20 protein-coding genes are annotated in these 24,157 nt (G+C 67.1%); 13 read left to right on the top strand and 7 right to left on the bottom strand.

Annotated features, from left to right (window positions below):
* Positions 1 to 12: 12 nt before the first annotated feature.
* Genes asnB through CAL22_RS18130 form a run of 4 tightly spaced genes read left to right on the top strand, consistent with a single transcriptional unit; the run spans position 13 to position 5,318 of the window.
* Positions 13 to 1,932: an asparagine synthase (glutamine-hydrolyzing) gene (gene asnB / locus CAL22_RS18145; RefSeq protein ID WP_094815627.1), complete on the top strand. Its 1,920-nt coding sequence runs from the start codon at positions 13 to 15 to the stop codon at positions 1,930 to 1,932.
* On the top strand, positions 1,929 to 3,029 hold the full coding sequence (locus tag CAL22_RS18140) for a glycosyltransferase family 4 protein (RefSeq protein ID WP_167383684.1): 1,101 nt from the start codon (positions 1,929 to 1,931) through the stop codon (positions 3,027 to 3,029). Before asnB ends, CAL22_RS18140 begins: the two co-directional genes overlap by 4 nt.
* A gap of 7 nt (positions 3,030 to 3,036) precedes the next feature.
* Positions 3,037 to 4,170 carry a glycosyltransferase family 4 protein gene (locus CAL22_RS18135; RefSeq protein ID WP_432264313.1) on the top strand — a complete coding sequence of 378 codons (1,134 nt, stop codon included), beginning with the start codon at positions 3,037 to 3,039 and terminating at the stop codon, positions 4,168 to 4,170.
* Positions 4,170 to 5,318, top strand: a complete 1,149-nt coding sequence (locus CAL22_RS18130) for a glycosyltransferase family 4 protein (protein ID WP_094815626.1) — start codon at positions 4,170 to 4,172, stop codon at positions 5,316 to 5,318. The genes CAL22_RS18135 and CAL22_RS18130 overlap by 1 nt, the downstream gene beginning before the upstream one ends.
* On the opposite strand, the gene pgi is transcribed toward CAL22_RS18130, so the two are convergent.
* Complete coding sequence (gene pgi, locus CAL22_RS18125; RefSeq protein WP_094815625.1) at positions 5,315 to 6,895, bottom strand: glucose-6-phosphate isomerase; 1,581 nt, start codon at positions 6,893 to 6,895, stop codon at positions 5,315 to 5,317. The two genes, CAL22_RS18130 and pgi, sit on opposite strands and share 4 nt — an antisense overlap.
* An 8-nt stretch (positions 6,896 to 6,903) precedes the next feature.
* Positions 6,904 to 8,289 carry a phosphomannomutase/phosphoglucomutase gene (locus tag CAL22_RS18120; RefSeq protein WP_094815624.1) on the bottom strand — a complete coding sequence of 462 codons (1,386 nt, stop codon included), beginning with the start codon at positions 8,287 to 8,289 and terminating at the stop codon, positions 6,904 to 6,906.
* A gap of 225 nt (positions 8,290 to 8,514) precedes the next feature.
* Between CAL22_RS18120 and CAL22_RS18115 the strand changes: the two genes are divergently transcribed.
* From CAL22_RS18115 to CAL22_RS18080, 8 genes are all read left to right on the top strand, one after another.
* Complete coding sequence (locus CAL22_RS18115; protein WP_094815623.1) at positions 8,515 to 9,159, top strand: BPTD_3102 family carboxylase-like protein; 645 nt, start codon at positions 8,515 to 8,517, stop codon at positions 9,157 to 9,159.
* A 75-nt stretch (positions 9,160 to 9,234) separates the two neighbouring features.
* The gene (locus CAL22_RS18110; RefSeq protein WP_094815622.1) at positions 9,235 to 10,653 is read left to right on the top strand and encodes an FAD-binding oxidoreductase; all 1,419 of its coding nucleotides are present in this window, start codon (positions 9,235 to 9,237) and stop codon (positions 10,651 to 10,653) included.
* A 2-nt stretch (positions 10,654 to 10,655) separates the two neighbouring features.
* Positions 10,656 to 11,345, top strand: a complete 690-nt coding sequence (locus tag CAL22_RS18105) for a response regulator transcription factor (protein WP_094815621.1) — start codon at positions 10,656 to 10,658, stop codon at positions 11,343 to 11,345.
* Positions 11,342 to 12,661, top strand: a complete 1,320-nt coding sequence (locus tag CAL22_RS18100) for a sensor histidine kinase (protein WP_094815620.1) — start codon at positions 11,342 to 11,344, stop codon at positions 12,659 to 12,661. The genes CAL22_RS18105 and CAL22_RS18100 overlap by 4 nt, the downstream gene beginning before the upstream one ends.
* 85 nt (positions 12,662 to 12,746) lie before the next feature.
* Positions 12,747 to 13,718, top strand: a complete 972-nt coding sequence (locus CAL22_RS18095; protein WP_094815619.1) for a Bug family tripartite tricarboxylate transporter substrate binding protein — start codon at positions 12,747 to 12,749, stop codon at positions 13,716 to 13,718.
* Complete coding sequence (locus CAL22_RS18090; protein WP_094815618.1) at positions 13,715 to 14,635, top strand: BMP family ABC transporter substrate-binding protein; 921 nt, start codon at positions 13,715 to 13,717, stop codon at positions 14,633 to 14,635. The genes CAL22_RS18095 and CAL22_RS18090 overlap by 4 nt, the downstream gene beginning before the upstream one ends.
* A 66-nt stretch (positions 14,636 to 14,701) precedes the next feature.
* Positions 14,702 to 15,436: a FadR/GntR family transcriptional regulator gene (locus CAL22_RS18085; protein ID WP_094815617.1), complete on the top strand. Its 735-nt coding sequence runs from the start codon at positions 14,702 to 14,704 to the stop codon at positions 15,434 to 15,436.
* Positions 15,437 to 15,515: 79 nt separating this feature from the next.
* Complete coding sequence (locus tag CAL22_RS18080; RefSeq protein WP_094815616.1) at positions 15,516 to 17,414, top strand: LTA synthase family protein; 1,899 nt, start codon at positions 15,516 to 15,518, stop codon at positions 17,412 to 17,414.
* A 69-nt stretch (positions 17,415 to 17,483) separates the two neighbouring features.
* Here the strand turns inward: CAL22_RS18080 and fahA are convergent, their stop codons facing one another.
* Both fahA and hmgA read right to left on the bottom strand, forming a co-directional pair.
* On the bottom strand, positions 17,484 to 18,797 hold the full coding sequence (gene fahA / locus CAL22_RS18075) for a fumarylacetoacetase (RefSeq protein ID WP_094815615.1): 1,314 nt from the start codon (positions 18,795 to 18,797) through the stop codon (positions 17,484 to 17,486).
* A 62-nt stretch (positions 18,798 to 18,859) separates the two neighbouring features.
* The gene (hmgA, locus tag CAL22_RS18070; RefSeq protein ID WP_094815614.1) at positions 18,860 to 20,158 is read right to left on the bottom strand and encodes a homogentisate 1,2-dioxygenase; all 1,299 of its coding nucleotides are present in this window, start codon (positions 20,156 to 20,158) and stop codon (positions 18,860 to 18,862) included.
* Between the two features lie 148 nt (positions 20,159 to 20,306).
* On the opposite strand from hmgA, the gene CAL22_RS18065 reads away from it, so the two are divergent.
* Complete coding sequence (locus tag CAL22_RS18065) at positions 20,307 to 21,215, top strand: LysR family transcriptional regulator (RefSeq protein ID WP_094815613.1); 909 nt, start codon at positions 20,307 to 20,309, stop codon at positions 21,213 to 21,215.
* On the opposite strand, the gene CAL22_RS18060 is transcribed toward CAL22_RS18065, so the two are convergent.
* The 3 genes from CAL22_RS18060 to CAL22_RS18050 all read right to left on the bottom strand — a co-directional run bounded on the left by CAL22_RS18060 (position 21,212) and on the right by CAL22_RS18050 (position 24,151).
* Positions 21,212 to 21,418 carry a DUF2783 domain-containing protein gene (locus CAL22_RS18060; RefSeq protein ID WP_094815612.1) on the bottom strand — a complete coding sequence of 69 codons (207 nt, stop codon included), beginning with the start codon at positions 21,416 to 21,418 and terminating at the stop codon, positions 21,212 to 21,214. The two genes, CAL22_RS18065 and CAL22_RS18060, sit on opposite strands and share 4 nt — an antisense overlap.
* A gap of 11 nt (positions 21,419 to 21,429) precedes the next feature.
* Positions 21,430 to 23,106 (bottom strand): FAD-dependent oxidoreductase, encoded by a 1,677-nt coding sequence (locus tag CAL22_RS18055; RefSeq protein WP_094815611.1) that lies wholly within the window; start codon positions 23,104 to 23,106, stop codon positions 21,430 to 21,432.
* Between the two features lie 91 nt (positions 23,107 to 23,197).
* Complete coding sequence (locus CAL22_RS18050; protein ID WP_094815610.1) at positions 23,198 to 24,151, bottom strand: MBL fold metallo-hydrolase; 954 nt, start codon at positions 24,149 to 24,151, stop codon at positions 23,198 to 23,200.
* Positions 24,152 to 24,157: the final 6 nt, after the last annotated feature.

The following is a 24,157-nucleotide window of genomic DNA, read 5'->3' as shown; positions in this document are numbered from 1 at the left end:
AACAGAAAAATCATGTGCGGAATCGTCGGTCTTTGGGGGCCTCTTGAAGGCAAGGCGCAGATACTGGCGGAAAGCTGCCGTCGCATCCGCCAGCGCGGCCCGGACAGCAAGGGCTTCTGGGAAGACAGCCAGGCCGCGGTGGCGTTTGGCCATGTGCGGCTGGCCATCCAGGATCTGACCGAGGCGGGCCATCAGCCCATGGTCTCGGCTTGCGGCCGTTACGTCCTCACCTTCAACGGTGAGGTCTACAACCACATGGACATGCGCGCCGAGCTGGAGAAAGCCGGCCATGCGCCGGCCTGGCGTGGGCATTCCGATACCGAAACCATCTTGGCGTATGCCGCCGCCTTCGGCGTGCCGGACATGTTGCGCGCGGCGGTCGGCATGTGGGCGATCGCACTGTGGGATCGCGAGCTGCGCACCCTGACGCTGGCCCGAGACCGCATGGGCGAAAAGCCGCTGTATTACGGTTATGTCGGCGCCACCCTCGTGTTTTCGTCGCAGCTCAAGGGCCTGTCGCCCGTGCCGGGCTTTGGCCGGCAGATAGACCGCAATGCCCTCGCTTCGTTCATGCGGCACAACTACGTGCCGGCGCCGCAATCCATCTACGAGGGCATACGCAAACTGCCTGCGGCCAGCCTGGTCGAAATCAGCGAAGCGCAGTTGCGCCAGCGCGAGATGCCGGCGCCGCAAGCGTATTGGTCGGCCATGCAGGTGGCCGATGCCGGCCAGCGCCGGCCGCTGCGCTATGCCAGCGACGCCGAGGCCACCGATGCGCTGCAGGGCGTGCTCACGCAGGCCGTGCGCGGGCAGATGTTGTCGGACGTGAGCCTGGGCGCTTTCCTGTCGGGCGGGATCGATTCATCGACCATCGCCGCGCTCATGCAAAGCCAGAGCAATGTGCCGGTGCGCACTTTCGCCATCGGCTTTCACGAAAAGGAATACGACGAGGCGCCCTACGCCAAGGCCGTGGCCGCTCATCTGGGAACGGATCATTCCGAGCTTTACGTCAGTGCCCAGGATGCGCTGGACGTCGTGCCGGGTCTGGCCGACATCTATGACGAGCCCTTTGCCGATTCGTCGCAGATCCCGACAGCGCTGGTCACGCGCATGGCGCGCCAGCATGTCACGGTGGCGCTGTCGGGCGACGGCGGCGACGAACTCTTTGGCGGCTATTCGCGTTATCCGCGCGTGGCCAATTGGTGGGAAAAGTGCGCTCGCCTGCCCGGTCCCTTGCGCCAACTGGCGGGCAGCATGATGCGTGCGTCGGCGGGCCTGCCGGGCGGAGGCGCCTGGCGCGGCAAAGTCGGCAAGATGGGCGAGCTGTTGGGCGCCGAATCCGAGGGCGAGTTCTATCGCCGCTTCGTGTCGTATTGGTCGGATCCCGCGCGAGTGGTCAAGGGCGCGACCGAGCCGCCGTCGCCCTTCGAGGCGCCGCTGGCAGGGCCGCTGTACGAAGCCATGATGAAGCTCGACACCATCACCTATCTGCCCGACGATATCCTGGTCAAGGTGGATCGCGCCGCCATGGCCGTGAGCCTGGAGACCCGGGTGCCGCTCATCGACCATCGGGTGTATGAGTTCGCCTGGAGCCTGCCCTTTGAGTACAAGGTGCGGGGCGGAACCGGCAAATGGCTGCTGCGCCAGGTGCTGCATCGCCATGTGCCGCAGAACCTGGTCGAGCGGCCCAAGCGCGGTTTTGCCGTGCCGCTGGCGGCGTGGCTGCGCGGGCCCTTGCGCGACTGGGCCGAATCGTTGCTGGACCCGGCGCGCCTGCGCCAGGAGGGCTGGTTCGAGCCGGAGCCCATTTTGTGCAAGTGGCGCGAGCATCTGAGCGGCCATCGCAAATGGGACAGCCATTTGTGGGGCGTGTTGATGATGCAGGCCTGGCTGGACCGCTATCAGCGCAACGGCGCGGACGGCGAACAATGAAAATTCTGCTGGCGGTCAGCTCCATGAATGCCGGCGGCGCCGAGCGCGTGGCAGCGACGCTGGCCAACGCGTGGGCGGCGCGGGGCGATGAGGTCACCTTATTGCCGACCTACTCGGGCGGCGGTGAGTGTTTCTATCCGCTGGCGCCCGAGGTCGAGTTGTTGTGGCTGGCGCGGGCCGTGCCCGCCGCCGGCGCGCTGGCGCCGCTCAAGCGCTTGCTGGGCTTGCGGCGCCTGATTCGCGAGCGCCGACCCGATGTGGTGGTGTCTTTTCTGACCAACGTCAATGTGGGCGCCATCCTGGCGACGCGCGGCCTGCCGTCGCCGCTCATCGTCTGCGAACGCACCAATCCCGTCGTCGACACCACGACCGGCAAGACCTGGCGGCGCCTGCGCCGTTGGCTGTATCCGCGCGCCGACGTGGTCACCGTGCAGGCCGAAGATACGGTCGCACCCTTTGCCGCGCAGGTGCCTGGCCTACGCCACCTGGCCGTCATCCCGAATCCGCTGCCCGGCGACTTGTTGCATGCGCCGCTGGCCACGCTGGCGCCCGATGCGCGCGGGCGGCGGCGTCTCATGGCCATGGGGCGCCTGGTGCCCGATAAGCAGTTCGGTCTGTTGATCGACCTGTTTGCCGGTCTGGCGCCCGCGCATCCCGAATGGGATTTGTGGATATGGGGGGAGGGGCCGCAGCGCCAGGTGCTTGAAGCGCAGATCGCGGGGCTGGGCCTGCAAGACCGCATCCATCTGCCCGGGCGGACCAGCGAACCCTGGGATGCCTTGGCGCAATCCAGTGCTTTCGTGCTCAGTTCGGCCGTGGAGGGTTTTCCCAATGTCCTGCTCGAAGCCATGGCCAAGGGCCTGCCTTGCGCGGCCTTCGATTGCCCCAGCGGGCCGCGCGAGATGACGCGCGACGGGCAGGATGCCTTGCTGTTGCGCGATCCGGCCGGCATGCGCGACGCGCTGGGCCGGCTCATGAGCGACGCCGCGCTGCGTGCCGATCTGGGCCAGCGCGCCGCGCAATCGGTGCGTGAGCGTTATGCGCTGCCGGTGGTGCTGGCGCAGTGGGATGACTTGTTCGCGCTTGCGCGCCATTGAGGCCAGTATGCGGATTGCTCACATCATCACCGGGTTGGGGCAGGGCGGCGCCGAGTCCGTCCTGTACCGCCTGGCCAGCTATACCGACACCAGCACCCGGCACGTGGTCATTTCGCTGACCGATGAGGGCGTGTATGGCGCGCGGCTGCGCGCTGCCGGCATCACCGTGCATGCGCTGGGCATGCCGCGCGGCCGCGTGACACTGTCGGGCGTGCTGGCTTTGCGTTCCCTGTTGCGCGCCGAGGCGCCCGATGCGGTGCAGACCTGGATGTACCACGCGGATCTCATCGGCGGCGTGGCCGCACGGCTGGCCGGCATCAAGGCGGTGGCCTGGGGGATACGCAACTCCGGCAATCACCTCAATCGCAGCAGCCGCTCGGCGCGCCTGGTGCTGCGCGCCTGCGCCGCGCTGTCGGGCTGGATTCCGCGCGCCATTGTGTGCGCCGCTCAGGATGCCGCCCAGCGGCATCAGGCTCTGGGCTACCGCGGCAAGGCCATGGTCGTCATTCCCAATGGCTACGATCTGTCGCGTTACGCCCCGCAGGCCGAAGCCGGCGCCCGCATGCGTGCGTTGTGGGGCGTGAGCGCGGATACGCCGCTGATCGGGTGCGTGGCGCGCTGGGATCCCCTGAAAGATCACCGCAATCTGCTGGCGGCCCTGGGCCGCTTGGTGCGCCAAGGACAGGATCTCAAATGCGTGCTGGTGGGCCGCGGCATGACGCCTGGCAATTCGGCCCTGGTCGCCTTGATCGAAGCCGAAGGCCTGCAAGGTCGCGTGCTGCTGACCGGGCCCAGCGACGATGTCGCCACCATCATGAACAGTCTCGACCTGCACGTGTTGTCGAGCTGCGCCGAAGGCTTTCCGAACGTGGTGGCCGAGGCGATGGCCTGCGGCACGCCTTGCGTGGTGACCGATGTGGGCGATGCGGCGCATATCGTGGGCGAGACCGGCGTGGTCGTGCCCGCCGAGCAGCCCGAAGCGCTGGCGCGCGGCATCGCGCAGGCGCTGGACGACGTGGCCCGGCGCGGCCGTGCCGCGGTGGGCGGCGCCGCGCGCGAGCGGGTGCTGGCGCTTTTTGACCTTGGCCGCATGGTGCGCGCCTATGAAGCGGTGTGGCGACGCATTGCCGGAGATCGCTGATGGAGGCTCGCGCCCGACGCCTGTTGTTCGTGGTGAACAATCCGGCCTTTTTCCTCTCTCATCGCGCCGCGCTGGCCGAGGCGGCGCTGGCCGAGGGCGATGAGGTGCACGTTGCGACCATGGACGGCCCTTCGGTGCCGCGCATTCAGGCCATGGGCATCACGCATCATGTGATCCCCATGAGCCGCAGCGGCAAGAATCCCGTGCAGGAACTCCAGACGCTGTGGGCCTTGAAGCGCTTGTTCAAGGCCGTGCGTCCGGATCTGGTGCATCTGGTGACCATCAAACCCGTGCTGTATGGCGGCATCGCCGCGCGGCTGGCTCGCGTGCCCGCCATGGTGGCCGCCATTTCCGGCCTGGGTTATGTCTTCGTGGCCGAAGGGCTGCGAGCCCGCCTGGTGCGCGCCGTGGTGCGCGCCTTCTACCGGCTGGCGCTCGGGCATCCCAACAGCCGCGTGATTTTTCAGAACACCAATGACCGCGACGTGCTCAGCAAGCTGGGCGTGGTGCGTCCTGCGCAGATCGAGCTCATCCGCGGTTCGGGGGTGGACTTGACGCAATATCGCGCCGAGCCCGAGCCGCCCGAGCCGCCCGTGGTGGCATTGATGGTGGCGCGCTTGCTGCGCGACAAGGGCGTACGCGAGTTCGTCGCGGCGGCCGCCTTGCTGCGCCAACAGGGGCTGAACGTGCGGATGCGTCTGGCGGGTGATATCGATGCCGGCAATCCGGCGTCCATCACCGCTGAAGAGGTGCAGGCCTGGCGGCAGGACGATCTGGTCGAACTCTTGGGCGAACGCAAGGACGTGGCCGAACTCTACGCCGCCGCGCATATCGCCGTGTTGCCTTCCTATCGTGAAGGGCTGTCCAAATCGCTGATAGAGGCCGCCGCTTGCGGCCGGGCCGTGGTGACCACCGACGTGCCTGGCTGCCGCGATGCGATCGACCCGGGTGAGACCGGCCTGCTCGTGCCGCCGCGCGATGCCACGGCGCTGGCCGCGGCGCTGGCGCGCCTGGTCATGGACACCCCATTGCGGCAGCGCCTGGGCCGCGCCGGCCGGGCTTTGGCCGAACGCGAGTTCTCGATCGAGGATGTCTGCGCGCGCCATCTGGCGATTTACGCCAGCTTACTGGTGTCCGCCAGGGCTTAAGCGCCGGGTTTGGCGGATCGGGACAGCACCTCGATCCAATGGCGGGTGGACGGGTCTTCCAGTTCGGGCGCATGCCCCGGCTGGCCGAGCTCGTCGATGATGCGGCGCGCCAGCGCCTTGCCGAACTCCACGCCCCATTGATCAAAGGGGTTGATGCCCCAGAGCACGCCCTGCGTGAAGACTTTGTGCTCATACAGCGCCAACAGCGCGCCCATGGCGTGTCCGGTCAGGCGCGGCAGCACAATGAGATTGGAGGGACGGCGGCCGGGATGAATACGGTGCTGCGCCAGCACGCGCGCCTCTTGCGGATCGGAGGTCAGGGCGCTGCATTCGATCAGGGCTTCGTCGAAGGACTTGCCGCGCAGCAGCGCGGCGCGCTGCGCCAGGCAGTTGGCGATCAACAGGCGATGATGCTCTTCATAGCGGTGGTCGGGACGCTCACAGAAGATGAAATCGACGGGTGCGCCCGCCGTATCCTGATGCAGCCACTGAAAGAAGGTGTGCTGGCAGTCCGTGCCCGTCATGCCCCAGACCACCGGGCCGGTCGGAACGCCGGCCGGGCTGCCATCGCGGGTGGCCACTTTGCCCAGGGACTCCATTTCCAGCTGTTGGGCCCAGGGGACCAGATGCGTCAGGCGGGAGTCGTATGGCGCGACGGCCAACGTTTCGAATCCCATCACGCTGCGGTTGGCCATGCCGGCCAGCGCCATCTGCACCGGTGCGTTCTGGCTCAGCGGCGCATGCTGGAAGTGGTCATCCATGGCGGCCGCCCCGGCCAGCAGCTGGTCGAAGGTGTCGCAGCCCAGGGCCAGGGAGACGGGCAGGGCGCCGATGGCCGACCACAAGGAGTAGCGGCCGCCCACCCAGTCCCAGAACTGGAAGATGCGTTCGGGCGCGATGCCGAAGTCGCGCGCGGCCTGCACATTGGCCGTGATGGCCACCACTTGCTTGAGCGGATCGGCCACGCCAGCGTCTTCCAGCCAGTGGATGGCCACTTGCGCGTTGGCCAGCGGCTCGGTCGTGGTGAAGGATTTCGAGGCGATGATGATCAGCGTGCTGTGCGGATCGAGCTGATGCATCGAGTCGGCCACCGCATGCGAGTCCACATTGGAGGCGAAGCGGACTTCCCGGCTGATGCCCTGGTGGCGTAACGCGCGCAGAATCATGCGCGGGCCCCAGTCGCTGCCGCCGATGCCCAGATGCAGTACGTATTTGTAATCGCCGTTGGCGTTGGCCGCGGCGACGAAGTCGCGCACGCGCTGGCGCTCGGTGAGGATGGGGCCCGCCACGCTGGGCGGCGGTTCGGCCGCGCGCAGTGCCGTGTGCCAGGCCGGACGATGTTCGGTCCAGTTGGCCTGGCCGCCGTCAAACAGCTGGGCGATGGCCTGCGTCAGACCCTGTTGGGCGCACAGGTCGAGCGCCGCGGCGTCGAGCTCGGGGGAATAAGCCTGGGCGGTCAGGTCGACGGACAGGCCGGCGGCCTCGATCACGCGCAGATGGTCGCCACGGTGCGACGCCCCGTGCACGGCATCCGCATAGGATTGCCAGGCGGGGCTCGAAGAAAGAGACGCGGTCATGATGAAGCTCAGAAGGGCAGGCGAGCCTGAGGCGCCAGGCGCAGGAGTTCCCGTTTGAAAACATCCTGGATGCGAGCCAGCGCGGCGGCGTTTTCGGCTTCGAAGCGCAGCACGACCACCGGGGTGGTGTTCGACGCGCGCGCCAGGCCGAAGCCGTCGCTGAACTCGGCGCGCACGCCATCGATGGTGATGAGCTGCGTGGCGTCGTCGAAGCGGCCGTGCGCCTGCAGTTCGCGGATCAGGGCGTGCGGCTGGCCTTCTTCCATTTCGAGCTTGAGCTCAGGGGTGGATTCGGCCGTCGGCAGCGCTTCGAGCAGGGCCGAGGGATCCGCCTGGCGTGAGACGATCTCCAGCAGGCGCGCGCCCGTATACAGGCCGTCGTCGAAACCGTACCAACGTTCCTTGAAGAAAATATGGCCGCTCATTTCGCCGGCCAGCGGCGCGCCGGTCTCGGCCAGCTTGGCCTTGACCAGCGAATGGCCGGTCTGCCACATGAGCGGCTTGCCGCCGGCCTGCTCCACGGCCAGGCCCACATGACGGCTGCATTTCACGTCATAGATGATGGTTTCGCCCGGGCAGCGTTGCAGCACGTCGCGCGCGAAGAGGATGAGCTGGCGGTCGGGCCAGATGATCTGTCCGGATTTGGTCACCACCCCCAGGCGGTCGCCGTCGCCGTCAAAGGCCAGCCCGAGCTCGCAGTCGGTGGTGGCCAGGCAATGGATGAGATCCTGCAGATTGTGCGGATCGGCCGGATCGGGATGGTGGTTGGGAAAGTTGCCGTCGACCTCGCAGAACAGCTCGGTGACCTCGCAGCCCAGCGCCCGGAACAACTGCGGCGCGACCGCGCCGGCTACGCCGTTGCCGCAATCGATGGCGATCTTCATGGGCCGCGCGAGCTGGACGTCCGAGACGATGCGCTTGATGTAGTCGGGGATGACGTTGGCGGTGCGGCGTGTGCCGGCGCGATCGGCCGACAGGCCTTCGGGCGCTTCCATGTCCGCGCGCAGATCCTGTACGTCATCGCCGTACAGGGCGCGCCCGCCGAGCATCATCTTGAAGCCGTTGTACTTGGGCGGATTGTGGCTGCCGGTGATGGCCACCCCCGCGCCGATCTGGCCGCTGTAGGCCGCGAAGTAGACCAGGGGGGTGGGCACGCGTCCGATGTCGAAGGTGTTGACGCCGCCTTCCAGGATGCCTTCCTGCAGCGCCACGGCGAGATCCGGACTGCTCAGGCGGCCGTCATAGCCGACGACCAATTCGGTATTGCCCGATAGCCGCGCCCGCTTGGCCAGGGAAAATCCCAATGCGCGCGCAAACTGCGTGTCGATGAGATCTGGGACAGTGCCACGGATGTCGTAAGCTTTGAATACCGAGGCAGGGTATGTGTTTTTCACGAGGCTTCCTTCAGGCGCGGGCGAGCTGAGCTGCCAGCGGCAGCCAAGCTGGAATTATCCCCTATTTCTGTCCGGGGAGCGCTCGTGGTGCATGCGCAATGCTTCGCGGCGGTGCCCGGACGGCCAATGCGGGCCGGTTTGCCCGGGGGGCCGCAGGCGGCATGAATATTGCGTCTTCGCAGAAGTGCTACGCTTATCTGTATGAACTTGAACGGGAGGTGGCTCATGGGTGCCAAGGTTTCGTTCGTCACCCCCTCGGCCGGTGTCGTCGGTAAACGCCGTCAGCCGCCAGGCGGTCCTGTCGGCGGTGCCGAACGCAGGCTGGATATCCACGTGCTGGTCCGGGAGGACGGCCACGTCGATACAGGGCGCGCCTGGGAGCGCAGCGTCTGGCGCGACCAGCGGGTGTTGATTGCCGAGTGCCCGGCGCCGCGGCTGTCTGCGCGCATGGAAGCCACGCTGCGCGAGGTGGCTTCATGCATCGCGCTCGACCGCGACTGGCTGGGCCTGGGCACCGTGGTGTTCGCGCTGGATGACCAGAGCGGACAGTTCCGCCTGATCGAGGCGACTTTGCAGGGCCGCAGCGGCAAGGCAGCCCTGATGGAGCCGATGGCCGCCCATGCGCTGGAAGTCGGTATCGGCGCTTGCGCGGCCTCGGGCCGGCCCGGCGCGAGCCTGCTGGTGTGGGGCAGCACCCGCGGCGAAGCCTTGCGGCGCGCCTATCAGGCCATCGGCGACATGCCGGGCCTGGCCGTTCCTGAGCGCGCTTTTCTGCTCAACCGCATCGCCTCTCCGGCCTTTTGCTCGGGCCTGACCGGCACCCGCTTGGCCCGCATCTCTGATTGGAGCGATCACCGCGCCGCCAGTTGAGTCGGGATGCTCCTACAATAAGGCGCTGTACCCCGGCCGGCCTTGGGGCCGGACGTAACCGCGAGTGCGCCTGACATGACTCTGCTGCAAGAACTCCAGTCGTTGCTGGGTCCGGCCCATGTGCTGGCCGGCGAAGATGCCGAACCCTATGTGCTGGACTGGCGCCGCCGCTACCGCGGCCGTGCGCTGGCCGTCGCCCGGCCAGGCTCCACCGAGGAAGTCGCCGCCGTCGTGCGCCTGTGCCGCCGGCATGGCGCGCCGGTAGTGCCGCAGGGCGGCAATACCGGTCTGTGCGGCGGCGCGACCCCCGATGACAGCGGCACGGCCATCATCCTGTCGACCGCGCGCCTGAACCGCGTGCGTGCCATCGACACCGCCAATGACACCATCACCGTCGAGGCCGGCTGTGTGCTGCAGGCCGTGCAGGACGCCGCCGAGCAGGCGGGCCGGCTGTTTCCCCTGAGCCTGGCCGCCGAAGGCAGTTGCACCATCGGCGGCAATCTGGCGACCAATGCCGGTGGCACCCAAGTGCTGCGGTATGGCAACGCGCGCGAGCTGGCGCTGGGGCTGGAAGTCGTGACCGCCGAAGGCGAGATCTGGGAGGGCTTGCGCGGCCTGCGCAAAGACAACACCGGATACGATCTGCGCGATTTGTACATCGGCAGCGAAGGCACGTTGGGCGTGATCACCGCGGCAACGCTCAAGCTCTATCCCTTGCCGGTGGCCCGTTGCACGGCGCTGCTGACCGTGGCCAGCGTGGAGGACGCGGTCGAGTTGCTGGGCCGGGCCCGTGCCGGCTTCGGCGCCTCGCTGACCGGCTTCGAACTCATGGCGGCGGATTGCCTGCACGCCGTGGTGCGGTTGTTTCCGCAACAGCGCCTGCCGTTCGAAGGCGCCTCGCTGCAGGCGCCGTGGTTCGCGCTGCTCGAACTCTCCGACAGCGAAAGCGAAACGCATGCCCGCGAGCGATTCGAAGCCGTGCTGGGAGCGGCCATCGAGGACGGCCTGGTGGGCGATGCGGCCATCGCGGAGAATCTCGCGCAGAGTCAGGCCCTATGGCATCTGCGCGAGAGTATTCCCCTGGCCGAAGCCGAGCTGGGCAAGGCCGTCAAACACGACGTCTCCATCCCGATTTCCTCCATTGCGCATTTCGTGCGCGTCACCAACGCTGAGCTGCAAACCCATTTCGCCGGTGTGCGCCATGTCATCTTCGGCCACCTGGGTGACGGCAATCTGCATTACAACGTGGCGCGCGGCGCCGGCCAGACCGAAGCCGACCTGCTGGCGCTGCAGCCCGCCATTTACGATGTCGTGCACCGCAGCGTGCAGGCCCATAGCGGCTCCATCAGCGCCGAGCATGGCGTGGGCCAGCTCAAGCGCGATGAATTGCCCCGCTACAAAAGCGCCGTGGAACTGGCCCTGATGAAGCGCATCAAATCCGCGCTGGACCCCGAGGGGCTAATGAATCCGGGCAAAGTCCTGCAGGCGGGTTGACGATGACGGCCGCGCGTGTGCTCATTGTCGAGGACAACCTCACCATTGCCGGCAATCTTTATGATTATCTGCAGGGGCAGGGGTTTACGCCCGACATCGCGTATGACGGCCACGCAGCGCTGGCCATGCTGCAGCGCCAGGAGTTCGACGCCGTGGTCCTGGATATCGGCCTGCCGGGCAAGGACGGTTATGCGGTGTTGCATGCGCTGCGCCAGGAGCTGCGCAAACCCGTTCCCGTGCTGGTGCTCACGGCCCGTGATGGCCTGGAGGACAAGCTGGCGGGCTTTTCGCATGGCGCGGACGACTACCTGACCAAGCCTTTTGCGCTGGCCGAAGTCAAGGCGCGCCTGCTGGCGCTGATTCAACGTGCGCGCCGATCGGTGGTCGATGCGGTCTACCGCTACGGTCCCCTGGCGCTGGACAGCCGCAGCCGCGAGGTCAGCGTGCAGGGCAAGCCCGTGCATCTGGCGCGCAAGTCGGTGCTCATCGTCGAGATGCTGTTGCGCGACCCGGGCAAGGTCGTCTCTCGCGAAACGCTCGAGAACGCGCTCTGGGGCGATGAGCCGCCGGCCTCCGATGCGCTGCGCAGCCAGGTCCATCTGTTGCGGCGCGCCCTGGCCGAAGCGGGTTTCGACGGCATCGAGACCGTCCACGGCACGGGGTGGCGGCTCGTCGCGCCGCAGACATCATGACCGGCAACGGCACATTGACGCAGCGCGTGGTCTGGGCGCTGACTGGGATCGTATCGGTCTTCGTGACGGTGCTGGCGCTGTTGGCCTACCTGACGTTCGACCAGATGGAGGACGATCTGGTCAATGACATCCTCACCACGGAGACCGAGCGGGTGATTCAGCATCTGGCCTCCGAGCCGGCGTATGTGCCCGATCGCGGTTCGCGCGAACTGGGGGGCGCCATGCACGCCTGGCTGCACGTGCCCGGCGAGATCGATGACGATATGCCCGAGCCGCTGCGCGGGCTGGACAATGGCTTGCATCTGCTCGAGCCCGGTTCCGATACCTGGCATGTCATGGTGGCCGATGCCAGCCAGGGCCGAGGCAAGGTCTATGTTATGTACGACGCGACCGACAACGAAGAGCGGGTGCAGAATTTCGGGCTCTTCGTGCTGGGCGTGGGGGCGGTCTGCATCGTCGTGGCCTATGGCCTGGCGCGCCGCCTGGCGGGGTATGTGGTGGGGCCCTTGCTCGACGTGACCGACCATCTCGCCAACTGGGCGCCCGGCGCGCCGGACATGGCGGTCACGCGCGATGACGAGGCCGGCCGTCTGGTCGAGGCCTTTAACCGGGTGCAGAACCAGGTGGACCGGTCCATCGCGCGCCAGCGTGAGTTCGCCGCCAACCTGAGCCATGAAATCCGCACGCCGCTGGCCAGCATCCGCTCCGACAGCGAGATGATGCAGATGGACCTGCGCCTGCCGGCCGATACGCAACGCCGGCTGGCCCGCATCGTCGGCGACGTCGACAGCATTTCCTCCTCGCTCGAGAGCGCCCGCGCCATGGCGCGCGAAGAGCCGCGCGCGCCCGAGAGCGTCAAGCTGGCCGATTGCATGCAGGCCGCCTGGCAGGGCTTTGCCGGCAGCGCCGAACTGGCGGGCCTGAGCTTTGCCAACGATATCGACGCCGAGGCCGCAAGGCAGCTGGACCGCTATGCGCTGCTGACGGTGCTGCGCAACCTGGTGCGCAATGCCATCGAACACGCCGCGCCCGCGCAGCTGCGCGCCAGTCTGGATGGGGCCGGCAATCTGGTGCTGGCCGACGATGGCCGCGGTATCGCGCCCGAAGAGCTGCCCTTTGTGTTTCAGCGCTATTACAGCAGCCGCCTGCACGATACCGGCAACGCTCCCAATGACCATGAGCTGCCGCGCGGGCTGGGGCTGGCCATCGCCAAACAGGTCTGCGATATGCAGGGCTGGAAACTGACGGTGGACTCCGCGCGCGAGGGTCCCGCGCGCGGGACCCGCTTCACGCTGTTCCTGGGCGCTAGCGCATAAGCAAACACCCATAAACAAAAGGCCATAAAGTCTTTGTCGCGCGTGTGCGGGTTTCCTAGAGTGAGGGCTTTTTCGCCGAGCCTTCATGATGTTTTCCCGCCGCCAACTCCTCCTTGCCAGCGCCGCGCTGCCGCTGTCGCGCCTGGCGCGCGCCTCGGCTTCCTGGCCGCAACGCCCCGTGCGTGTGATCGTGACGTTTCCGCCCGGCGGCGCCAGCGACATCGCCGCGCGACTGATCGCGCCGGCGCTGGCCGAGCGTCTGGGCCAGAGCGTCGTGATCGAGAACAAGCCCGGCGCCGGCTCCACGCTGGGCGCGGCGCTGGTGGCGCAGGCGCCAGCCGATGGCTACACCTTGTTGATGTCGAATTCCGCGCCGCTGTCGATCTCGCCGGCCCTGATGCCGGGACGCAGCTACGATCCCGTGACGAGTTTTCGGCATATCGCCTATGTCGGTGCGGTGCCGACGGCGTTTGTCGTTCGTCCCGACGTGCCCGTCGGGAGTTTGGCCGAACTGACGGCCTGGATACGGGCGCAGCCCGAAGCGGTGCAGTACGGCAGCGGCGGCCTGGCCTCGGTGGGGCAGATCGTGGGCGAAATCTATGCCCAGCGCGCCGGGCTGCGGCTGCAGCACATTCCTTACAAGGGCTCGGGGGCGATGCGCAATGATCTGCTGGGCGGTCAGATCCGGGTCGCAGTGGATGCCTTGCCGCAGAACCTGCCGTTTCTGCGCTCGGGCCAATTGCGCCTGCTGGCCGTGACGACGGCCGAGCGCGTGCCGCAGGCGCCGCAGATCCCGGCGGTGGGCGAGCTCGGGTTGCCGGAGTTGATCGCCGAAAACTTCGTGGGAATATCCGGCCCCGCCGGCGTGCCCGAGGCCGTGGTGCAGCGGCTGGATCAGGCCACGTCGCAAGTACTGGCCGACGCGGACATCCGCGCCAAACTGCTGGCCCAGGGATTTGTGCTGGACCGCAAAAGCCCGGCGGATTTCGCCGACTTCGTCAGCCGTCAGGCCTTGGCCTGGGCGCCCATCGTGCGCCAGAGCGGAGCCGCGCTGTGAGCGCGCGCCGGGTGTTGGTGCTGTTCGGGCAAGCCGGCGGTTTCAACGAAGCGGCGTTGGCGGGAGCCGACCGGGCCGCGCGCGCCGGGCAGGCGCTGGCGGTGCATTGGATTCGCGATGGGCAGGCGCGCGAGCAGGCGCTGCGTGAGTTATGCGCCAGGTCGCCGGATCTGGTCATTGTCCATGGCGGGCAGGGCGATGCGCCGGTGGCGGCCGTGGCTCATGACTTTCCCCAAACACAGTTCGCCATTACCCAGGGCAGCTTCGTGGCCGCCAATGTGGCGAGCTATGAGATCCTGCAGGAGCACACGGCGTTTCTGGCCGGCGTGCTGGCGGCCTTGCGCGCCGGCGATGGCGCGGCCGCCCATCTGTCGGGCGAGCGCGTACGGCCCGGGCTGAAAGGGCGCGCCGCCTATGCCGATGGCGTGCGCCGCATCAGCGGGCGCGAGCCCTTGAGCGGCTTTTGCGGCAACCAGCACGATCCGGATCTGGCGCGGGTCTGGGGCCAGGCCCTGATCGCCCAGCGGGCGCGTGTGATCTTCGCCATGCTCGATGGCGGCAGGCCCGGCCTGAGCGCGGCCTGCCGGCAGGCGGGCGTCTGGCAGATCGGCAACGTCATCGATTGGGTCGCGCGCGACCCGCAGGTCTTTCTGGCCTCGGCGCTGGCCGATTCCGGCCTGTGCGTGCAACGTGCGGCCGCGGATCATGCCGCCGCCAGGCTGGCCACCGGTTGCTTGACGACTTTCGGTCTGGAGCATCCGCACGCGCTGCGGCTGGTGCTGGGCAAGGAGGTCAGCGCGGCCGAGCGGGCCGTACTGGACGGCTGGGCGGCCGGCCTCAATGAGGGCCGGATAGCACCTGCGCAAGGGTTTGCTGGCGCCGAATTTCTACCTGTTTCAGAGGCATTGCCCGGATAGACCCCATCGGTATAATGGGCCCGGTTTTTTTCCCCTCTCCCGGTTGCCGGCCCCGGGATCCTCTCGATGACAGTGCTCCATGACTCGCAGGCCGTGCTACGGCGCCCGCGCAACCTGGCCCAAGGGCTGGTAGAGAGCTTTACCGAGCGTATCCGGGCGGGCACCATCGCGCCGGGCCACAAACTGCCGACCGAGTCGGAAATCATGCGCCAGTTCGGCGTCAGCCGCACCGTGGTGCGCGAGGCGCTCTCGCGCCTGCAGGCCAGCGGCCTGGTCGTTACTCATCACGGTGTCGGCACGTATGCCTTGCAACCCAGTTGCGGGCCGGATTTTCGGGTCAATCCGGCCGACCTCGGCACGGTGCGCGATGTCGTCGTGCTGCTGGAGCTGCGCATCGGGGTGGAGACGGAAGCCGCAGGGCTGGCCGCCCTGCGCCGCAGCCCGGATCACCTGGTGGCCATGCGCCGCGTGCTCGACACGTTTCAGGCGCGCTTGCGCGACCAGGGCGATACGGTCACGCCGGATTTCGAGTTTCATCTTCTGGTCGCCCAGGCCACGGGCAACCGCTACTTCTCCGACCTGATGTCGCACCTGGGTTCGGCCGTCATCCCGCACACCCGCATCAGTTCGGGCCGGCTGGCTGCCGAGGACGACGAGCACTATCTGGTGCGGGTGCATTTCGAGCACGAGACCATCTTCGGGGCGATCCGCCGCCAGGATGCCGAGGCCGCTCGCGCGGCCATGCGCACCCATCTGAGCAACAGCCGGGAACGGCTGCGCGGCGAAGACGGGGCGCGCTGACAGCCTTTCCATTACGGCGGGCCGCGCCCGCCATCATCATCCGAACCGGGCCCGTCCCGGCTCGTTCACGGAGCGGATTTTGCGCAGATTGACTCTACGATTCGTAATCGCGGCCTTGCTCTTGCTGACGGCAAGCCGTCTGGGCCTGGCGTGCTGGCAATGGGCGCGGGTGGAGGCGGCGGGCGGTCTGTGGCCGGTGGTGTTCGGCGGCTGGCGCATCGATCTGGTGATGGTGGGCATGGTGGTCGCCTTGCCCGCCGTGTTGTCGTATTGGCTGGGGCATCGCCCCTGGGCGGCATGGGTCACGGCCTGGTGGTTCCGCATCTGGTGGATGCTGCTGGTGCTGCTGGAAGTCTCCACGCCCCAGTTCATCGCCGAATACGATACCCGGCCCAACCGGCTGTATTTCGAGTATCTGGTCCATCCGCGCGAGGTGGCCGGCATGCTGTGGGAAGGCTATAAGGCGGTTCTGCTGGCCGCCTTTGTCGTGCTGCTGCTGGCCGCCTGGATCGCGCGGCGCTGGTTTCCGACGGGCAAGATCGATCCGCGCATGGCCTGGTGGAAACGGCCGCTGGCCACCGTCGTGACGCTGGCCGTCGTCGTGCTGGCCATCCGCGGCACGCTGGAGCACCGGCCCATCAACCCCTCTGTCGTGGCCTTCAGCGGCGATGCCATGGTCAACACGCTGCCGCTCAATTCGCTCTACAACGTGCTGGATGCCGCGTACCGTCTGCAGGACGAGCGCTCTTCCGCCGCCCTGTATCCGCAGATGCCCGTCGACCGGATGAACGCGGTGGTAAGGCAGGCCGCGGGCCTCGCGGGCCCCATGCTCGATGCCAAGTATCCCAGCGCGCATGCGCAAACGGCGACCGTGCGGCGCGACAAGCCCTTGAATCTGGTCATCATTCTGCAAGAGAGCCTGGGCGCACAGTACGTCGGCAGCCTGGGCGGCGCCAACCTGACGCCGGAGCTCGACAAGCTGGGCCAGCAGGGATGGATGTTCCATCGGGCTTATGCCACGGGCACACGCTCGGTGCGGGGCATCGAGGCCGTGACCGCGGGCTATCTTCCCACCGTGGCCGAAGCCGTGGTGAAACTGCCGCGCTCGCAGACCAACTTCTTCACGCTGGCCTCGGTGCTCAAGGCGCATGGCTACCATTCGCGCTTTGTCTACGGCGGTGAGTCGCACTTCGACAATATGCGCGGGTTCTTCCTGGGTAATGGCTTTGACCAGATCGTCGACCGCAAGGATTTCGTCGATCCGGCCTTTGTCGGCTCATGGGGCGCGTCGGATGAGGACATGTTCGCGCAGGTGGACCGCTTGTTGCGTCAGGATGGCGACAAGCCGGTGTTCACGCTGGCCTTCTCGGTCAGCAACCATTCGCCCTGGGAGTATCCGGCCGGGCGCATCCAGCCGCAGGGCGAAACCGCTTCGGTCGAGAACACGGTGCGCTATGCCGACTGGGCCATCGGCCAGTTCTTCGCCAAGGCGCGCCAGGCGCCGTATTGGGACAACACGGTGTTTCTCGTCATCGCCGACCATGATTCGCGCGTCTTCGGCGCCAATCTCGTGCCGGTGCGGCATTTCCAGATCCCGGCCCTGATTCTCGGCGGCAGCATCGCCCCACGCCAGGATGAGCGCCTGGTCAGCCAGATCGACATGGCGCCCACGCTGCTCTCGCTCATGGGCGTGGACAACGTCAACCCCATGCTGGGCAGCGATCTGACGCAACGCGACCCGAACCGCGCCATCATGCAGTACGGCGATAACTACGGCTATCTGCGCGGCGATTCGCTGGTCGTCATCGAACCGCGCAAGGCGCCCGAGTCCTTCCGCTATGTGCGTCTGCCACGCGACCAGCCGGACCGCTTCGAAGCCGTGGCCGACGATGCCGCGCTGACCGAAGAGGCGCTCGCCCACGCCTTGTGGCCAAGCTGGGCCTATCGCGAGGAGCGTTACCGTACGCCGCCCCAGTAAGGGGAGCAACCAAGAGCAAGGGCCTTGCATGCGCCGGCATGCAAGGCCCTTTTGCTGTTGGCCGCGGCGTTATAGACGGGCCGGCGCCACCGTGCCCACGCATTGGCCAAAGCCGATGCGCGGATAGCCGGGCTTGACGCATTCGGCGCGGATGATGATCTGGTCGCCGTCTTCCAGGAAGGTGCGTTTCTCACCCCAGGGCAGTTCGATCGGGGCCTTGCCGCCCTGGCTCAACTCCAGCAGCGAACCCGCTTCGCTGGCGCCGGGGCCGGACAGTGTGCCCGTGCCCAGCATGTCGCCGGCTTGCAGATTGCAGCCATTGACGGTGTGGTGAGCGATGAGCTGGGCCACGTTCCAGTAGGCGTCGCGGAAGTTGCTGCGCGACAGGCGTGCCGGCGGCGCTTGCCGCGCACGCGAGGCCTCGGTGGTCATGAGGACTTCCATCTGCACATCGAAGGCGCCGGCATCGCGGTTGGCCTGTGACGCCAGATAGGGCAGGGGTTGGGGCTCGCCCGCGGCGCGCAGCCATGGCGTGCGAAAGGGCGCCAGCGCTTCGAGGGTCACGATCCAGGGCGAGATGGTCGAGGCGAAATTCTTGGCCAGAAAAGGTCCCAGAGGCTGGTATTCCCAGGCCTGGATGTCGCGCGCGGACCAGTCGTTCAGGATGCCCAAGCCGAACACATGCTGCTCGGCCGACTCCAGGGGAATTCGTTCGCCTTGCGCATTGCCCTGGCCCACGAAGATGCTCAGTTCGAGTTCGTAGTCCAGCCGTTTGCAGGGACCGAATTCTGGCGCATCGCCTTCGGCGGCCGGGCGTTGCTGGCCGAGCGGCCGCGCAAAATGCTGCTCGACCCCGATGGACGAGGCCCGGCCGTGATAGCCGATGGGCACCCATTTGTAGTTGGGCAGCAGCGGATTGTCCGGACGGAACTGGCGGCCCACCGCGGTGGCGTGATGCAGCGAGATATAGAAGTCGGTGTAGTCGCCGATGCGCGCGGGCGTGGTGAACTCGGCGTCGGCTTGCGCCACCAGCAAGGGTTCGATCACCCTGCGCAGGGCCGCGCCTTCGCGCAGCGCACGCGACAACGCCAGCCGCAGCGCGCTCCAGGCTTGGGGGCCCAGCGCCATCAGCGTGTTCAGATGCGTGTCGGCGCAGGCTTGCAGCGCCTCACCGGCCAGGCCGTCGAACACGGTGGCTTCGCGCAAGGCGCCGAGATCCACGATGTGGTGGCCGATGGCCACGCCGGGCCGGAAGGCGGCTTGCGAACCCCGGCGGCGAAACGACGCAAAGGGCAGGTTCTGAATGGGGAAGTCGGTATCAGCGGTGTTCGCGCTGGCGACCCAGCTCTTGAGGGCCGGGTCGTGGGTTTCGTTAAGGGTCATGTCGCTTCGGTCTCGGTTGCCTGCCGCCTGTGGCGGCGGGTTTGTTGTTCTTGGGGCGCGGCTCAGGCGCGCTCGGGGTTGAAATGCTTCTTCAGACCCTGCCAGCACTGATAGTAATCGCCCTGCAGTTGCGGCGATTGCAGCGCTTGCTCGGTCGGGCGGATGACCCGGCGGGTCTCGAACATGAAGGCCATGGTGTCGCGGATGTAGTGCGGCTTGCTGGTGTCGGCGGCGCTGGCTTTCTCGAAGGTGTCGGCGTCCGGGCCATGGCCGCTCATGCAGTTGTGCAGGCTGGCTCCGCCGGGCGCGAAGCCTTCGGCCTTGGCGTCATAGACGCCCTGGATCAGGCCCATGAACTCACTGGCGATATTGCGATGGAACCACGGCGGGCGGAAGGTGTTTTCCATCGTCAGAATGCGCGGCGGGAAAATGGCGAAGTCCATATTGGCCGTGCCCGGGGTGTCCGAAGGCGAGGTCAGCACCGTGAAAATCGACGGATCGGGGTGGTCGAAGCTGATGGACCCCACCGTATTGAAGCAACGCAGATCGTACTTGTAGGGGGCGTGCGTACCGTGCCAGGCGACGACGTTCAGCGGCGAGTGCGTCAGGGGCGCGCGCCAGAACCCGCCGCTGAACTTGGCGATGAGTTCGAAATCGCCTTCGACATCCTCATACCAGGCCACCGGCGCGAGGAAGTCGCGTGCGTTGGCCAGGCCATTGGAGCCGATCGGGCCAAGCTCGGGCAGCCGCAAGGCGGTGCCGAAGTTCTCCAGCATGTAGCCGCGCGCCTGGGCATCGAGCAGCTCGACGCGCAAGCGCACGCCGCGCGGGATCACGGCGATCTCCAGGGGCTCGAGATCGATCAGGCCCATTTCCGTGGCCAGCCGCAGCCGGCCCTCCTGCGGCACGAGCAGCATCTCGGCGTCGGCGTTGTAGAAGAAGCGGCCCTGCATGCTCTGGTTGGCGGCGTAAAGGTGGATGCCCACCCCATTCTGTTCGTCGGGGCCGCCGTTGCCGCCCCAGGTATGCATGCCGTCGAGGAAATCGGTCGGCGCGGCCGGCAGAGGCAGGGGGCTCCAGCGCAGTTGGTTGGGCGTGACCGGGCCTTGGCCGAAGTCACTGAGCCAGGCGCGTGCGCCTTCGTAGGGCTGAAACGGACGGTGCACCACGCCCGGACGGATACGGTAGAGCCAGGAGCGCCGATTCTCGCTGCGCGGGGCGGTAAAGGCCGTGCCGGAGATCTGTTCGGCGTACAGGCCGTAAGGGCACTGTTGCGGCGAGTTGCGCCCGGCGGGCAGCGCGCCAGGCAGCGCTTCCGTGGCGCAGGAGTTACCGAAGCCGGATTGGTATTGCAGCGACATGATGTGTCTCCGGGGCCGCGCAGAGGCCCGTTTGTTATGAGTGCCGGGCGTTGCCCGGGCAAGTGCAGCGATTTTGCGCAAAATTGCCCATTGTGGAAATGGGAATGTATAAATACACACTATAAATTTCATGAATAGTGCTGACGGTATGGATCCTCTGCGCCAACTCGACCTCAATCTGCTCGTGGTGTTTCAGCACCTGCTCGAAGAACGCAATATCTCGGCGGTGGCGCGCCGGCTGGACCTGTCGCAACCCGCGGTCAGCAACGCTTTGCGCCGTCTGCGCGAGACGTTTGGCGATGAGTTGTTCGTGCGCACCGCGCAAGGCATGCTGCCCACCCCGCTGGCGCAGGGCATGGGCGGGCCAGTGGCCGAGGCGCTGGCATTGCTGTCTCACCTGACGGACGCCGCGCAGCCCTTCGAGCCGGCCAGCAGCCAGCGGCGCCTGCGCATCGCCATGTCGGATGTGGGCGAAATCCATTTCATGCCCAGCTTGATGGATGCCTGCGCCCGCCACGCGCCGGGCGTGCGTATCGACTCGCTGCGCCTGGCCGGCGCCGATCTGCAGCGCGAGCTGGATGCCGGCCGCGTGGATCTGGCGCTGGGCGCCTTCGATGGGCTGGGCGGCGGGATCGTGCAGCGCATGCTGTTCAGACAGGGCTATGCAACGCTGTTTCGCAGCGGGCACCCGCGGGCCCACGCCGGCATGCCGGTGCGGGCTTTCCGCGCGGAAAGGCATTTGATCGTCTCGCGCGCCGCGCCCGAAGGGCAGGTCAATCAGGCGCTCGAGCGCGCCGGTGTGGAACTGGCCGATCAATTCAGCGTGCCGCATTTCGCAGCCGTGCCCTATATCGTCAGCACGACGGATCTGCTGGCCACCGTGCCGCAAAAGCTGGCGGCCAGCGCGGCGCCGCACTTCGGGCTGCAGTTGCTCACGCCACCGCTGAAGGTGCCCCAGCTGCAAACCAATCTGTATTGGCACCGCCGCTTTCAGCGCGACGGCGCCAATCAGTGGTTGCGCACGCTCATCATCGAGGCCTTCGCCGACCGATCTTAGCCCGCCGCGGGGCGGACCGACTGCCGGGCCACGGCCAGCGCCTCGTCCAGCACGGCCATGTCGCCGATGTGGTTGGACAGCACGAGGATGAGGGCCGCGTTCATCTCGCGGCTTTGCTCGTCGCTCAAGTCCTGGTGGGCGTCGATCAGGGCCTGATAGAAGGTATCCGGCGCACTGAAATTGGCATTCAGGTTCAAGGGCATGAGGGCGTCCTTCAGGGCTGGCCGGCGGCGCGGGCCAGGGCCGCGCGCAAGGCCGTGATATCGGTGTCGCGGCGGCGGGCCGCGATATGCTGGTCGGGGCGGATGAGGTAGCACGTTCCCGGCTGCGCGTCGTAGCGGGCCGCGAGCATGCCGGCCGTGTCGGTCACGCAGGCAAAGGCCGGGTCGGCCTGCCAATCGGCGTTCGGCGGGCGCACCAGAACGATGCGCGGCGCCAGCGCCTGGTCGGCCAGGGCGTGCAACGCCGCCCGCGTCTGGCCATCCGGCGCGTGATCGCCGCCAAACCAGGCCAGCGTGAAGCCGCCATTGAGCATCTGCAACCACCACTGCCTGTCTTGCGCACCTTCGATCGGCGCGTCGGCGGCCACGCTGCCCGGCAGCATGGCGCCGGCAAACGCATGGACGTCGGCGGTGTTCAGCGGCGAATCCGCATAGCGTGCCGGCAGCGAGAGCCGGCCGCTGTTGACCAGTCCGCGCGCGAAGGCGTGGTCTCGCGCCAGGTTGAGCACGGCGTTGCGGAAATGCCGGCTGGTTTCGGTCTTGGGCGTGATGAAGTCGGTCGAGCGCGACGAGTTGAGGATGTTCTCGTCGGCGGCATGTTCGCGCTCGTGGGCGTAACTGTCGACGAGGGCCTCGGGCGCCTGGCCCGCCAGCACGAGGTGCAGCTTCCAGGCGAGGTTTTCGGCGTCCTGCACGCCGCTGTTGGCCCCCCGGGCGCCGAAGGGCGAGACGCGGTGAGCCGAGTCGCCGGCGAACAAGACACGGCCGTGGCGGAACGTATCCATGCGTTCGCACGCGAAGGTATAGACACTGACCCACTCCAGCTCGAACGGCGTATCCGCGCCCAGCAGAGCGCGAATGCGCGGCAGCACATTCGCGGGCTTGACGGCCTCGACCGGGTCGGCGTTCCAGCCGAGCTGGAAGTCGATGCGCCAGACGTTATCCGGTTGCCTATGCAACAGCACGGACTGATTGGGATGAAAGGGCGGATCGAACCAGAACCAGCGCTCGGCGGGAAACGGCGCGCTCATCTTCACGTCGGCGATCAGAAACCGGTCCTTGAAGATGCGGCCATGCGCTTCATGTCCCAGCATTTTGCGTACCGGCGAGCGCGCGCCGTCACAGGCGATCAGCCATTCCGCCTTGAGCGCGTAAGCGCCGTCGGGCGTATCGATGTCGAGGGTGACGCCGGCGGCTTGCGGCCTGACGCCGGTGACCTTGTTCTTCCAGCGCAACTCGATATTGGGCTCGGCGCGCGCGGCCTCCAGCAAATAGCCTTCGGCGTAGTACTGCTGCAGGTTGATGAAAGCGGGCCGCTGATGGCCGCTTTCGGGCAGCAGGTCGAAGCGCCAGACCTCGCCATCACGGAAAAACACTTTGCCCACGTTCCAGGACACGCCCTTGTCGACCATGCGCTGGCCCACGCCGAGGCGGTCCCAGATCTCCAGGGTGCGTTTGGAAAAGCAGATGGCGCGCGAGCCGCTGGACAGCCGGCAGTCGTCATCCAGCACGATGACGCGCGTACCGCGCCGGGCCAGGTCCAAGGCGGTGGAAAGGCCCACCGGGCCGGCGCCCACGATCACGACGCGATGCGCGCACGCGGCCCCGGGCTGCTGGTCGGCGCAGGCCTGATAGGCGAACTCCAGCGCCTGGTAATCGATGTCTCCCACGACGGTCTCCTGCGTGGTTTTTCTTGTATTGAGGCGTAACGAGGCGCGGCCCGCTCTATCGGGGGCCGGCGCCGGGGGGATCAGGCGGGATTCAGCCTTCGAGCTGCTGCCACATCTCGATGTCGCGCTTGTCGGTCCAGATGCGCGGATCCACGATGCCTTGGGCCTCGTCGTAAGCGCGCGAGACATCGAAAGGCATGCAGTGGTCGAAAATCACCCAGTCGCTGTAACGCGGCTTCATGAAGTCATAGACCTCGCGGTAGAGAGTCTTGAGATCTTTGCCTTCGGCCACGCCGCGATTGACCGCGCCGTACAGGTCGGTCAGGAAGGCGCGCGTGCCGGCCAGCCCGCGGCGCACTTCTTCGGCGTCCTTGAGTGCCGGGCCGCGGCCGGGGACCATTTTTTCGGCGGCAAAGCCAGCCAGGGTGTCCAGCGTGGTGGGCCAATCGCGGAAGTACGCGTCACCGCAATACGGAGTGGACTGGTACTCGACCAGGTCGCCGGCGAACAGGATTTTCTGTTCGGGCAGCCAGGCGATGGTGTCGCCCTTGGTATGGCCGCGGCCGACTTGCAGCAGCTTGACTTCCAGGTTGCCGAGGTCGACCGTCATCTCGCCCTTGAAGGTCATGGTGGGCCATACCAGGCCGGGGGGAATCGATTCGGCGTTGCGGAACAGACGCGGAAAACGGCCGATCTCGCTGGCCTTGTCCTGTTCGCCGCGTTCGGCGATCAGGTCCCAGGTGTCGCGGCTGGCCAGGAGCTCCTGCGCTTGATAGGCCGACGCGCCGAACACGCGCACGGCGTGGTAATGCGACAGCAGGATGTATTTGATCGGCTTGTCGGTGACCTCGCGGATGCGGCGGATCACATCCTGGGCCATGACGGGCGTGGCCTGGGTATCGACCACCATCACGGCCTCGTCGCCAATGATCACGCCGGTATTCGGATCGCCCTCGGCCGTATAGGCATAGGCGTTATCGGAAAGCTTCTCGAAGGACACCACCTTGTCCTGCAGATCGGCATGCGACGCGAATTGCTTGCTCATGTTGTC

Origin of the sequence: Bordetella genomosp. 12, assembly GCF_002261355.1 — a bacterium.
GTDB lineage: Bacteria > Pseudomonadota > Gammaproteobacteria > Burkholderiales > Burkholderiaceae_B > Bordetella.
Note: the sequence above shows the minus strand (reverse complement) of the source record. Positions and strands in the feature narration are given on the sequence as shown.

Excerpts from the sequence above, each read along its gene's own strand:
- CAL22_RS18105 (WP_094815621.1), top strand. The coding sequence starts at position 10,656 with ATGACGGCCGCGCGTGTGCTCATTGTCGAGGACAACCTCACCATTGCC.
- hmgA (WP_094815614.1), bottom strand. The coding sequence starts at position 20,158 with ATGTCGCTGCAATACCAATCCGGCTTCGGTAACTCCTGCGCCACGGAA.
- fahA (WP_094815615.1), bottom strand. The coding sequence starts at position 18,797 with ATGACCCTTAACGAAACCCACGACCCGGCCCTCAAGAGCTGGGTCGCC.
- CAL22_RS18085 (WP_094815617.1), top strand. The coding sequence starts at position 14,702 with ATGACAGTGCTCCATGACTCGCAGGCCGTGCTACGGCGCCCGCGCAAC.
- CAL22_RS18135 (WP_432264313.1), top strand. The coding sequence starts at position 3,037 with ATGCGGATTGCTCACATCATCACCGGGTTGGGGCAGGGCGGCGCCGAG.
- pgi (WP_094815625.1), bottom strand. The coding sequence starts at position 6,895 with ATGACCGCGTCTCTTTCTTCGAGCCCCGCCTGGCAATCCTATGCGGAT.
- CAL22_RS18060 (WP_094815612.1), bottom strand. The coding sequence starts at position 21,418 with ATGCCCTTGAACCTGAATGCCAATTTCAGTGCGCCGGATACCTTCTAT.
- CAL22_RS18110 (WP_094815622.1), top strand. The coding sequence starts at position 9,235 with ATGACTCTGCTGCAAGAACTCCAGTCGTTGCTGGGTCCGGCCCATGTG.
- asnB (WP_094815627.1), top strand. The coding sequence starts at position 13 with ATGTGCGGAATCGTCGGTCTTTGGGGGCCTCTTGAAGGCAAGGCGCAG.
- CAL22_RS18050 (WP_094815610.1), bottom strand. The coding sequence starts at position 24,151 with ATGAGCAAGCAATTCGCGTCGCATGCCGATCTGCAGGACAAGGTGGTG.
- CAL22_RS18140 (WP_167383684.1), top strand. The coding sequence starts at position 1,929 with ATGAAAATTCTGCTGGCGGTCAGCTCCATGAATGCCGGCGGCGCCGAG.
- CAL22_RS18130 (WP_094815626.1), top strand. The coding sequence starts at position 4,170 with ATGGAGGCTCGCGCCCGACGCCTGTTGTTCGTGGTGAACAATCCGGCC.
- CAL22_RS18065 (WP_094815613.1), top strand. The coding sequence starts at position 20,307 with ATGGATCCTCTGCGCCAACTCGACCTCAATCTGCTCGTGGTGTTTCAG.
- CAL22_RS18100 (WP_094815620.1), top strand. The coding sequence starts at position 11,342 with ATGACCGGCAACGGCACATTGACGCAGCGCGTGGTCTGGGCGCTGACT.
- CAL22_RS18095 (WP_094815619.1), top strand. The coding sequence starts at position 12,747 with ATGATGTTTTCCCGCCGCCAACTCCTCCTTGCCAGCGCCGCGCTGCCG.
- CAL22_RS18115 (WP_094815623.1), top strand. The coding sequence starts at position 8,515 with ATGGGTGCCAAGGTTTCGTTCGTCACCCCCTCGGCCGGTGTCGTCGGT.